An 11,483-nucleotide genomic window follows, 5' to 3' on the forward strand; every position below is an offset into this window, starting at 1 on the left:
GCGTCCTGAAACAGCCATAAAATCCCGATTCGGACAACGGGATGGACATCTCAACCCATCAGGTTGCTTTCCAGCCCCCAAAATGGCTCCACCTCCGAGCACGGCGCCCAGCCTCAATTCTCCCCTGCTGCCAAAAATTAGCTATTAGCTATATAGATGTCCGATAGTTTCGCCGTCCAGGCGGTCGCCGACCGCTGGGCGAAAAGACGGCTAAGGACAGGGGAGACCTTCATCGGGTGGCGGGGCTGGGCGACTAGGGTGGTGCGGCCTGTTCAGCCGTCTCAGCCAGGAGTTTGCCTGTGTCCGTCACGCCCACCTTGCCGCCGGTCAACCGGAGGATCGCCGACGAGCTCGGCGTACGGGAGAACCAGGTGGCGGCCGCGGTCGACCTGCTCGACGGCGGCGCGACCGTTCCGTTCATCGCCCGGTACCGCAAGGAGGCCACCGGGACCCTCGACGACACGCAGCTGCGCACGCTCGAGGAGCGCCTGCGTTACCTGCGTGAGCTGGAGGAGCGCCGGATCGCGGTGCTCGAGTCGGTCGAGTCGCAGGGCAAGCTGGACGACGCGCTGAAGGCGCAGATCATGTCGGCCGAGTCGAAGGCGCGCCTGGAGGACATCTACCTCCCGTTCAAGCCGAAGCGCCGCACGAAGGCGCAGATCGCCCGCGAGGCCGGTCTGGAGCCGTTGGCCGACGGCCTGCTGAACGACCCGACGGTGAACCCGGAGGCGGCCGCGGCCGCGTTCGTGGACGCGGAGAAGGGGGTCGCGGACGCGCAGGCGGCGCTCGACGGTGCGCGTTCGATCCTCGTCGAGCGGTTCTCCGAGGACGCGGACCTGATCGGTGAGCTGCGTGAGCGGATGTGGAACCGCGGCCGGCTCGTCTCGAAGGTCCGGGCGGGCAAGGAGACCGAGGGCGCGAAGTTCGCCGACTACTTCGACTTCGCCGAGCCGTTCCCGAAGCTGCCGTCGCACCGGATCCTGGCGATGTTCCGCGGGGAGAAGGAGGAGATCCTCGACCTCACCATGGCGCCCGACGAGCAGGACGCCGACGCGGTGCCGAGCCAGCGCACGGACTACGAGGTGTCGATCGCGGCCCGGTTCGGGATCAAGGATCTGGGCCGGCCGGCGGACAAGTGGCTGAACGACACGGTGCGCTGGACGTGGCGCACGCGTGTGTTGCTGCACCTGGGCATCGACCTGCGGGCGCGGCTGCGCCAGCACGCCGAGGACGACGCGGTGAAGGTGTTCGCGGGCAACCTGCGTGACCTGCTGCTGGCCGCGCCCGCGGGCACGCGCCCGACGATGGGGCTGGACCCGGGCCTGCGCACTGGCGTGAAGGTGGCGGTGGTCGACGGGACCGGCAAGTGCGTGGCGACGGAGACGATCTACCCGCACGCGCCGGCGAGGCGGTGGGACGAGTCGATCGCGGCGCTGGCGGCGTTGGCCGGGCGGTTCGGGGTGGAGTTGATCGCGATCGGCAACGGTACGGCGTCGCGGGAGACCGACAAGCTGGCCGGTGAGCTGATCGCGAAGTTCCCGGAGTTGAAGCTGACGAAGGTGGTCGTGTCGGAGGCGGGTGCGTCGGTGTACTCGGCGTCGGCGTACGCCTCGCAGGAGCTGCCGGGGATGGACGTGTCGTTGCGGGGCGCGGTGTCGATCGCGCGGCGGCTGCAGGATCCGCTGGCGGAGCTGGTGAAGATCGATCCGAAGTCGATCGGGGTGGGGCAGTACCAGCACGATCTGACCGAGGCGAGCCTGTCGCGGTCGCTGGACGCGGTGGTCGAGGACTGTGTGAACGCGGTCGGGGTGGACGTGAACACGGCGTCGGCGCCGTTGCTGACCCGGGTTTCGGGCATCACGACGGGGCTGGCGGAGAACATCGTGCAGCACCGTGACGGCAACGGCCCGTTCCGGTCGCGGGAGCAGTTGAAGTCGGTGCCGCGCTTGGGGCCGAAGGCGTTCGAGCAGTGTGCGGGCTTCCTGCGCATCCCGGGTGGGGACGATCCGCTGGATTCCTCCAGCGTGCACCCGGAGGCGTACCCGGTGGTGCGGCGGATCCTGTCGTCGACGGGGACGTCGCTCAAGGAGTTGATCGGTCAGTCGACGAAGCTGTCGGCGTTGCGGCCGCAGGATTTCGTGGATGAGCAGTTCGGGTTGCCGACGGTGACCGACATCCTGGCGGAGTTGGAGAAGCCGGGCCGGGACCCGCGGCCGGCGTTCAAGACGGCGACGTTCGCCGAGGGTGTGGAGACGCTGGCGGATCTGAAGCCGGGGATGGTGCTCGAGGGCGTGGTGACGAACGTGGCCGCGTTCGGTGCGTTCGTGGACATCGGGGTGCACCAGGACGGGCTCGTGCACGTGTCGGCGATGTCGAGGACGTTCGTGAAGGACCCGCGGGACGTGGCGAAGCCGGGGGACATCGTCCGGGTGAAGGTGCTGGACGTGGACATCCCGCGCAAGCGGATCGGTCTCACGCTGCGTCTGGAGGATGAGGCAGCGGCGTCCGACGGGCGCCGGCGCGGCGGCGATGGTGATCGCGGACCGCGCCAGGGTGACCGCCAGGGGGACCGCAAGCGCGATGGTGGCCGCGGGAACGGTCGTGGTGGCGCTGGTGGTGGGCGCCGGGGTAACGCTGGTGCTGCGGCGCAGCCGAGCGGCTCGCTGGCCGACGCGCTACGCAAAGCGGGTTACGGCAAGTAGTCAGTCCAGGCCGCGGACGCAGTGTTCGTCCGGGTCGCCGTCGGCGATGGTCTCGGCCGCACGACGCCAGGTTTCCAGGCTCGGTGCGGTGTCCCAGACGTCGTCGGCGGCGACCGGCGCCGCTTGTTGGGTTGGCATGGTCTCGTCCTCTCTCGTGTGTGCGAGGACGGACGGTGGGTCCTAGAGTCGCGTCCTCGTCGTCCATGACGTACCAATTCCGAGGCGCAACGTTACGGATCGCAGGTCAGCGGGTTCTACGTGATCTTGCATTGTGGACAGTTCGTCGGGCCAGAGCCACTTGTGGCCGGTGCACCGTGAGCCGGTGGCGCGGCGTGCGAAGGCGGGCCGGGAGTGGTCGATGACGGGGGTCTCGCCGACGCGGGCGAGGTAGAACGGTTCGATCACGGTGATGGGTTCGCCGAACCAGGTGAGGTCGCGGCGGACGAGGATGTGGCGTCCGGTGATGGCGCGTGCGGTGACGCCGGTGTGCTGGGTGAGGCCGCGACCGGCGGCTTCCACTGTGGACTCGCCGGCGCCGATGACGCCGCCGGGTGGTTCCCAGTAGACGGTTCCGTCCGGATCGGTCCACCGCAGTAGCAGGATGCGTCCGCGGGGGTCGACGCACAGCACTCGAACGGCGGATTCTTGGGCGCGTAACGCGGCTTTGTCGTCGCGTAAGGCGACTCCGTTCTTGTTCATCGGGCGCCTCCAGGGGGAAGTGTTCACCTCCATGGCAGCACCGGCGGCTCGATCCGTACACGAGTGGAGTGTGCAACAGGGGTCGATTTAGGGGTCGGGTGCCGCTTCGACGATGACGTTGTCCCGGTAGCTGCGGGCGGCATGGTCGAAGGTGCCGCCGCAGGTGATCAGGCGCAGCAGCGGTATGGGTTCGGGTGCGTACACGCCGCCGGTGGGGAAGGCCGACTTGCGGACGCGGGTCACGGACACGACGTGGAAGCGGGCGGTGGTGTGGTCGGCGCGGTCGACGGCGATGCGGTCGCCGGTGTGCAGGTCGGCGAGGTGGAAGAACACCCCAGGGCCCGCGCGGGAGTCGACGTGCCCGGCGAGCAGGGCCGGTCCGGTGTCGCCGGGGGCGGGCCCGCCGGTGTACCAGCCGACCACGTCGGTGGTGGGTGGCGGGATGAGCTGGCCGGCGATGTTGACGGTGATGCCGGTGATGCGGGTGTCGACGCCGATGGCGGGCACGCGCAGCCGCACGGGCCGCGCGATGCTTGCCTCGGTCGCCGGGGTGAGCGTCCAGGTGGGCTGTGCTGGTGCTGCCACGACCGGTGCTGCTACCACGGATGGTGCCGCGACGTTTCCCGGCGCGGTTTGCGGCATGGCGGCGCCGCCCGTGGTCGCCGCCGCGACGGCGACCACGAACGCCAGCCGCAGCACGTCACGCACGGCGAACGGAGCGCAGCAATCCGGCGCAGGCGGCGATGACCACCCCGAGTAGCACAATGAGATTCAGGGTCGAGGTGCTGGTCGGCCCGCTGACCGAAGCCGTGCCGCCGTACCCGGTCTCGACCGGCCCGTTCGGCACCACCTGAGCGCCCTTGGCATCCAGCCGGACCTGGGCGGAGAGGGTGTTGTCGTGTTCGAGGACCAGCACGGTGTAGACGCCGCCGGCGGCCAGGGTGACCGGCAGGCTGGTGTCGGGCGCGGACTGCGGGCGCACGGTGAGCTTGCCCTCGCCGGCCTGCACCAGCGAGTACGGGCTGGCCTGCCCGAACGCGGCGTCGGTGATCACGGGGGTGCTGTCGCGCTGGATGGTGAGGCGTCCGGCGGTCGGGGCGGCGTTGACCACGCGCATCTTGGCCTGGCCTGCGGGTGGCAGCGCGATGTCGTCGTCGAGCACACGCAGGGCCAGCGAGGCGAACTTGCCGAGCCCGGCGACGGTGTAGGCGTGGCCCTGGGTGGCGTGCAGGGTGGCCGAGATGACCGGCGGGGTTTTCGGGTCGGCGCCGGCGGGGCGCATCGCGATCGAGTAGGTGCCGGTCGCGACGCGCTGGTAGCCGGACATGTCGCCGTACTTGACGCCCTTGATGGTCTGCGCGCTGGCGGGCTTGCCGAACGCGGTCACGGTGACATCGACGGCGGGGGTGTCCGGGGAGAGGTGTGCGAGCCGCACGTAGGAGGTCGGCGCAGCGACGTTCGCCGCGTTCGCGGCAGGTGCGCCGAGGAACGCGATGGAGCCGGCCAGGAGCAGGGCGGCGATCGCCGCGGTCGATCTTCGAGTTGTCATGGTGGACCGTCTTTCGTTGCTAGGAGGGGAAGTTGTCGATGCGGGCGGGGATCCGCCAGTCGAGCACCACGCCGGCCCGGGTGACCCGGATGGTGCTCGGTGCGTACGGCGGTTGCTGTGCTCGCATCCAGTCGACGACCGTGGCTGCGGCGGCGGGATCGGTCACGGGGTGTCCGTCCACAACGGACAGGACGAGAATGCGGTCGGGCAGGGCGTAACCGTGTTCCGGTGCGGGGTTGGTGGTGGTGGCGACGGTGATCGTGTGGTCGAGGCAGAGCCCGGCGAGCAACGCCATGGCGCGCACGTCGACGCGTCCCGCGCGCAGGGCGTCCCGCACGGGTCCGGTGGTCTGGAGCCGGTCGTTGCCGGCGAGCTCGCGGCCGGCCGAGGGGCGGCTGAACGAGGCCAGGTAGTCGGCCTGGGTGCCGGTGGCGAGCACGGTCACGGCCGTCGGGCCCGCGCCGAACTCGGCGACCTGCATCCCGGCGTGTTGCGGGACCGGCCCGAGGCCGGCCAGCAAGCCGTCCCCGTCGCCGTCATCGGATGGGTCGATCCGCCGGACGCTGCCGGGTGAGCGGCCGGACGCGGTGAGGTCGCGGTCCAGGTCGGCCCACACCCCGGGCATGGCGGCGAGCGAGATGGCGGGGGCCGCCTCGGTGCGTATCCAGTCGGCGAGCGCGGCGTGGTCCGGGCGTGGCCCGCTCGGTGGCTGGTCGAAGAACCCGGCCGCGCACCCGCCGAGCGCGACGGTGGCGGCGGCACCGGCGTAGACGCGGTGGGAGCGCTGGGCGCCGCGCGCCTTGTCGAGGGTGACGGCGAGCAGGCCGAGCGCGGCCACGACGAGCGCGGGCAGCAGGAGTTCGGCGGTGGCGCCGGTGGCCATGGCGGCCAGTGCGGCCACGCCGGTCCCGATGGCCCAGGTCCGCACCAAGGTGACCGTCGCGGCGAGGGCGGCGAGCACGACGACGGCGGTCAGCATGAGCAGGCGTTCGGACGCGTCGAGCAGGGGCGCGGTCCGCATGCGGCCCACCAACACGGTGATCGCGAGGGCCAGGACCGCGCAGCCCAGCGCCGTCACGATCCGCCACGGCGCGCGCGGCCGGGTGGTGGTGCTGAGGGCAGCGGCCGTGCCGAACAGCACGGGGACGAGCAGGCCCGGCATCGTGACGGCGGCGCCGAGCAAGGCGACCGCGCCCGCGGTGATCCACCGGGTGTCGCGGCGCAGCAGGGCGGCGGCGCCCGCGGCCATGGCGAGGGCGAACCAGCCGGCGGCGGTCACGGCGGGGCCGACGGTGGCGAGCAGCGTGACGACCGGCCCGGTGATCGCGAGGGCGGCGACGGAGAGCGCGATCAGCGGCGACGGCACCCGCAGGATCGCCGCGAACGCGATGAGGCCGAGTACCGCGGCGGCGGTGGCAGCGACGGACATCTCGCGGGCCGAGGTGAGCGTGTCCGCGTGGCGGTCGAACGCCCAGCTCACGGTCGTGTACAGGCGCAGTTGCAGGCTGGTGGTGAGCAGTGGGCCGTCGACCGGCACGGCCGGGCCGCCGGTGCCGCCCGCATACGCGGCGTCGACCAGCTGGGACTCGGCGGTGGCGGCGGGCAGGACCCAGGTGGCGATGGCGACTCGGACGACGACGGCCGCCCCGGCGAGCGCGACCAGCACCCACCCGAGGGTGGGGACCAGGCCGGCTCGCCGGGCGGTCACGTCACGCACTCCGGCGGATTGGGCGTGGGTAAGGCAGTGCGCTCACCGGACATCGGCGCACCCCCTCGGAACCTTCGTGGGCCCTCTAGCGGCAGGTCGTCGCCGGTCGGTGCGCCGTTACACGTGCGTCAGAAGCCGAGCACCCGGTTCGCGTCGGCGGGGCGCAGCAGGCGGGTCAGGCCTTCCAGCAGGTAGTAGTCGGCGTAGGGCAGGGAGATCTCGACCCCGTCCTCGGCCGGGCGGTTGCGGGTGCAGCGGGCGACGATCGCCTCGGCACGGGCGGAACGTGTGGTCAGGCACGTGCCGGCGAGCGCGTCGAGGATGGCGGTGCCCGCCTCGTGGTAGTGCTGCTCGCCGGTCGCGGTGGCGAGGTCCAGCAGGCCGCAGGCCATGATCGCGCCGGCGGAGGCGTCCTTGACGTCGTTCGGTGCCTGCGGGGCGAGGTAGTCCCAGACGGGGATGTGGTCGGGGCTCAAGGCGGCGAGGGCGAAGTCGGCGAGCTTGCGGGCGGTGGCCAGGAAGGTGGTGTCGCCGGTGCGGCGGGACAGCATGGTGAACCCGTAGACGCCCCAGGCCTGTCCGCGCGACCAGCAGGAGGCCGGGCTGTAGCCCTGCACGGTGCCGGGCCCGATCGGCGCGCCGGTGTCGGGGTCGAAGTCGAACACGTGCGGGGTCGAGCCGTCCGGGCGCGGGAAGTAGGTCTGCTGGGTGCGGGCGTGCGCGATGGCGATGTCCTGGTACTTGAGGTCGCCGGTCTGCTGGGTGGCGAAGACCAGCAGGTCCAGGTTCATGATCGTGTCCATGATGGTGCGCCCGGCGTCGGTGCTGGAGGTCAGCGCGCCCCAGGCCCGGATGAACTTGCCGCGTGGGTTGTAGCGCTGGATGAGCGAGTCGGCGGCGTCGATGGCGCCGTCGCGCCACTTCGGGTCGCCGGTGAGCCGGTAGCCGGTGATCCACGACGGGGTGAACAGGAACCCGACGTCGTGGGTGCTGGTGTCGGTGCGCCGGGGCGCGAGCTTGGCGGCGGCGGCCTCGGCGAGGGTACGGAATTGCGGGTCGCCGCTGTGCAGCCAGGCCAGCCACAACAGACCCAGCCAAAAACCGCCGACCCAGTCACCGTTTTGCGAATAGGTCCACTTCTCGAATTTGGTGCCGACCGGAAACGCGGTGACCCGGGGCGCGACGGCGCGCAGCTTGGCGACGGCGTAGTCGGCCGCGTCCGTGAGTTTCATCCTGCCTCGCAACGGTTTGGCCTGCGCGGGGGTGGGGGCGGCCGCGCTCGCCGCGACCGCGAGACCGGTGGTGGTCAGCATCCTGCGCCGAGAAAGTTCCATGTCTACCGGTTCTACCGGATGCGCAATTTTTTGACCAGAACATTCAGGTTCGTGAACAATTGTTCAGCGGGGTGGTAGGTTCGCGGTCGTGATCACCGATGACTACTTGGCGGCCGCGCGGGCCGCGGTGCGGCTGGTGCGCGACCCGGCCGTGGCGAAGGCGTGGGACGAGATGAGCGCGTTGGCGGAGTTCCGCGTGTCGGGACTCGTGGGCCACCTGTCGAACCAGGTCGTGTCGATCCCGGATGCGTTGACGGCGCCGGCGCCGACCGAACCGCTGGTGCCGGTGCTCTACGGGCAGGTGGAGTGGATCGGCGCCGACCTGGACGCCGACATCAACGTCATGATCCGCGAGGGGTCGGAGCGGCTGGCCGAGGGTGGCGCCGACGCGGTGGCCGACCGGATGGACGCGGCGATCGCCGAGTTGCCCGCCCTGTTCGGCGACCTCGACCGCCCGGTGAAGACACGCTGGATGCGGTCGGCGGTCACCGTGTCCGACCTGCTGCTGACCCGGCTGATGGAGCTGGCCGTGCACAGCGACGACCTCGCGGTGAGCGTGTCCGTCGAGACGCCGGAGCTGCCGCTGTCCGCGACCGAGGCGGTGGTGGACCTGTTGTCCCGGTTGGCGATCATGCGCCACGGCCCGGTCGCGGTGCTGCGTGGGCTCAGCCGCGCCGAACGCGCGCCCGAGACGTTCACGGCTTTCTAGACCGTACGTCGAGCACGTGTCCGAACCGTCGTGAGCCGGCTGATCCTGCTGTGCGGGCCGCCCGGCTCCGGCAGATGGGACGAACTCGGTCAGTCCTGAGCGGCCCAGATGCCGCGCACGTGGCCGATGTGGCGGCGCATCAGGTCTTCCGCGCCCGCCGCGTCGCCGGCCTGGATCAGGTCGAGCAGTTCCGAGTGCTCGTGCGAGGACGGGACGAGCTGGTCGCGTTCGGCCAGCGAGCGCAGGCCGTAGATGCGGGAGCGCGACCGCAGCGACCGGACCGTGTCGACCAGGTACGGGTTGCCGGCCAGGCTCAGCAGGCCCAGGTGGAACTCCATGTCGATGGTCACGTGGGCGACCAGGTCACCGCGGCGGGCGGCGTCCTCGATCCCGGCGGCGAGCGGGCGCAGCCGGTCGATGTCCGCGGCCGCGACCCCGCGCCGGGTGAGTTCCGCGACGGTCGGGATCTCGATCAGCGCGCGCAGCGCGGTGAGGTCGTCCAGTTCCTTGTCGGACAGTTCGGTGACGCGGAAACCCTTGTTGCGCATGGTTTCCACGAGTCCTTCGCGGACCAGGTCGAGCATGGCCTCGCGGACCGGGGTCGCCGAGACACCGAACTGTTCGGCCAGGCTCGGCGCCGAGTACACCACGCCCGGGCGCAGCTCCCCGGAGATCACCGCGCCCCGCAGTGTCTCGACCAGTTCCTCGCGCAGGTTGCGCCGGGCACGCAACGACGGCAGGTGCGGCCGGTCTTCCACAGTCATGCGATCTTCCTCCGAGCGTCACCGTACGTCACAGCTCGAAGCCTTCGGGGAAGGGATCGCTGGGGTCGAGGAAGTGTTGTCCGATGCCGGTGACCCACGCACTGCCGGTGATGGTCGGCGTGACGGTGGTCAGGTCGCCGAGCGTGCCCTGCTCGATGAGCCGCCCGGTGAAGTGCGTGCCCAGCAGCGACTCGTTGTCGAAGTCCTCGTGCAGGCCGAGTTCGCCGCGGGCGTGGAGTTGCGCCATGCGCGCGCTGGTGCCGGTGCCGCAGGGGGAGCGGTCGAACCAGCCGGGGTGGATCACCATGGCGTGGCGCGAGTGCTTCGCCGTGGAGCCGGGCGCGGCCAGGTACACGTGGTGGCAGCCGGTGACCTCCGGGTGGGCGGGGTGCACGGGCTTGGCCTGCTCGTTGATCGCCTCCATGATGGACATCCCGGCGTCGAGCAGGCGCTGCTTCCCGGTCCGCTCGAACGGGATCCCGAGCTTGTCCAGTTCGACGATCGCGTAGAAGTTGCCGCCGAAGGCCATGTCGTAGGGCACGTCGCCCCACGGCTCGACCCGCACGGTCTGGTCCAGCGCCAGCGCGAACGACGGCACGTTGGCCAGGGTGACCGCCTTCGCCGCGCCGTCCTCCACCCGCACGGACGCGGTCACCAACCCGGCGGGGGTGTCCAGGCGGATGGTGGTGACGGGCTCGGTCACCGCGACCATGCCGGTCTCGACCAGGACGGTCGCCACGCCGATCGTGCCGTGCCCGCACATGGGCAGGCACCCGGACACCTCGATGAACAGCACCCCGTAGTCGGCGTCGGGGCGGGTCGGCGGCTGCAGGATCGCCCCGCTCATCGCCGGGTGGCCGTGCGGTTCGTTCATCAGGAACCGCCGCAGGTGGTCGAGGTTGGCCATGAAGTAGCGGCGCTTGTCGAACATGGTCGCGCCCGGCACGGTGCCGATGCCGCCGGTGACCACGCGGGTCGGCATGCCCTCGGTGTGCGAGTCGACCACGTGGATGACCCGGGAACTACGCATCAGGACAGCCCCTCCGCCAAGGCCTTCTCCGTCGCCTGCCGCACGATCGCCTCGTGCTCGTCGGTGAGCGGGACGCGGGGCGGGCGCGCAGGACCACCGTAGCGGCCGACGATGTCCATGCTGAGCTTGATGGCCTGCACGAACTCCGTCTGGGAGTCCCAGCGCAGCAACGGGTGCAACGTGCGGTAGAGCGGCAACGCGGTCGCCAGGTCACCGTCACGAGCGGCCTTCCACAGCCGCACGCACGCGTCGGGGAACGCGTTCGGATAGCCCGACACCCAGCCCGGCGACCCGGCGATGGCCAGTTCCAGGGCCACGTCGTCGCTGCCGGCGAGCACGTCCAGGCCGGGCGCCGCCTCGGTGATCCGGTAGAGGCGCCGCACGTCGCCGGAGAACTCCTTCACCGCGACGATCAGGCCCTCGCCGTGCAGTTCGGCCAGCAGGTCGGGCACGAGGTCGACCTTGGTGTCGAACGGGTTGTTGTAGGCCACGACCGGCAGCCCGGCCTTCGCGACCTCGCGGTAGTGCCCGATCACGGCGCGGCGGTCGGCGCGGTAGGCGTTGGGCGGCAACAACATCACCACCGGTGCCCCCGCTTCGGCGGCCTGTTCGGCCCACCGGCGAGCCTCGGCCGCGCCGTAGGCGGCGACGCCGGGCATGACCGTGAAGCCGGCGGGCGCCGCTTCGATCGCGGTGGTGACCACGCGGGCGCGTTCGTCGGGGGTGAGGGTCTGGTACTCGCCGAGCGAGCCGTTGGGGACGACGCCGTCGCAGCCGTTCGCGGCCAGCCACCGCACGTGCTCGGCGTAGCCGTCGAAGTCGGCCGCCAGGTCATCAGTTCGGTCGTCACTGCGCAGGGGGAGCGCGGTGGCGACAAGAACACCGTGCCAAGCGGGGGTCGTCATTGAAATCCTCCAGAACGTCAGGGCGAGTGCAATATTACATGGCATTGGATTGACTGGCAGCGTTGTGGTGTGTGACATTGCAC

General features: G+C 70.9%; 11 protein-coding genes. 2 read left to right on the forward strand and 9 right to left on the reverse strand.

Translation table 11 applies throughout. The features are described 5' to 3' along the window. The first annotated feature begins 299 nt into the window (after nt 1-299). A complete protein-coding gene (locus tag EV186_RS35015; protein WP_243754472.1) occupies nt 300-2,702 on the forward strand; it encodes a Tex family protein in 2,403 nt (800 codons plus the stop codon). Here the strand turns inward: EV186_RS35015 and EV186_RS39235 are convergent, their stop codons facing one another. The 6 genes from EV186_RS39235 to EV186_RS35040 all read right to left on the reverse strand — a co-directional run bounded on the left by EV186_RS39235 (nt 2,703) and on the right by EV186_RS35040 (nt 7,992). Continuing rightward, nucleotides 2,703-2,840: a hypothetical protein gene (locus EV186_RS39235; protein ID WP_166659478.1), complete on the reverse strand. Its 138-nt coding sequence runs from the start codon at nt 2,838-2,840 to the stop codon at nt 2,703-2,705. 42 nt (nt 2,841-2,882) lie between these two features. Then, nucleotides 2,883-3,401 carry an NUDIX domain-containing protein gene (locus EV186_RS35020; protein WP_166659479.1) on the reverse strand — a complete coding sequence of 173 codons (519 nt, stop codon included), beginning with the start codon at nt 3,399-3,401 and terminating at the stop codon, nt 2,883-2,885. 87 nt (nt 3,402-3,488) lie between these two features. Beyond that, nucleotides 3,489-4,109, reverse strand: a complete 621-nt coding sequence (locus tag EV186_RS35025) for a class F sortase (RefSeq protein ID WP_243754473.1) — start codon at nt 4,107-4,109, stop codon at nt 3,489-3,491. Continuing rightward, nucleotides 4,102-4,950, reverse strand: a complete 849-nt coding sequence (locus tag EV186_RS35030; RefSeq protein ID WP_133853831.1) for a DUF4397 domain-containing protein — start codon at nt 4,948-4,950, stop codon at nt 4,102-4,104. The genes EV186_RS35025 and EV186_RS35030 overlap by 8 nt, the downstream gene beginning before the upstream one ends. Before the next feature lie 19 nt (nt 4,951-4,969). After that, nucleotides 4,970-6,658: a hypothetical protein gene (locus tag EV186_RS35035; RefSeq protein WP_133853832.1), complete on the reverse strand. Its 1,689-nt coding sequence runs from the start codon at nt 6,656-6,658 to the stop codon at nt 4,970-4,972. 128 nt (nt 6,659-6,786) lie between these two features. Next, complete coding sequence (locus tag EV186_RS35040) at nt 6,787-7,992, reverse strand: glycoside hydrolase family 88 protein (RefSeq protein WP_133853833.1); 1,206 nt, start codon at nt 7,990-7,992, stop codon at nt 6,787-6,789. Nucleotides 7,993-8,080: 88 nt separating this feature from the next. On the opposite strand from EV186_RS35040, the gene EV186_RS35045 reads away from it, so the two are divergent. Further along, the gene (locus EV186_RS35045) at nt 8,081-8,701 is read left to right on the forward strand and encodes a maleylpyruvate isomerase N-terminal domain-containing protein (RefSeq protein ID WP_133853834.1); all 621 of its coding nucleotides are present in this window, start codon (nt 8,081-8,083) and stop codon (nt 8,699-8,701) included. Between the two features lie 89 nt (nt 8,702-8,790). On the opposite strand, the gene EV186_RS35050 is transcribed toward EV186_RS35045, so the two are convergent. Genes EV186_RS35050 through EV186_RS35060 form a run of 3 tightly spaced genes read right to left on the reverse strand, consistent with a single transcriptional unit; the run spans nt 8,791 to nt 11,400 of the window. After that, nucleotides 8,791-9,465: a GntR family transcriptional regulator gene (locus tag EV186_RS35050; RefSeq protein WP_133853835.1), complete on the reverse strand. Its 675-nt coding sequence runs from the start codon at nt 9,463-9,465 to the stop codon at nt 8,791-8,793. Between the two features lie 28 nt (nt 9,466-9,493). After that, nucleotides 9,494-10,495 (reverse strand): proline racemase family protein, encoded by a 1,002-nt coding sequence (locus EV186_RS35055; RefSeq protein WP_133853836.1) that lies wholly within the window; start codon nt 10,493-10,495, stop codon nt 9,494-9,496. Next, nucleotides 10,495-11,400 (reverse strand): dihydrodipicolinate synthase family protein, encoded by a 906-nt coding sequence (locus EV186_RS35060; RefSeq protein WP_133853837.1) that lies wholly within the window; start codon nt 11,398-11,400, stop codon nt 10,495-10,497. The genes EV186_RS35055 and EV186_RS35060 overlap by 1 nt, the downstream gene beginning before the upstream one ends. Between the last annotated feature and the right edge of the window lie 83 nt (nt 11,401-11,483).

This window comes from Labedaea rhizosphaerae (assembly GCF_004362825.1).
Lineage (GTDB): Bacteria > Actinomycetota > Actinomycetes > Mycobacteriales > Pseudonocardiaceae > Labedaea > Labedaea rhizosphaerae.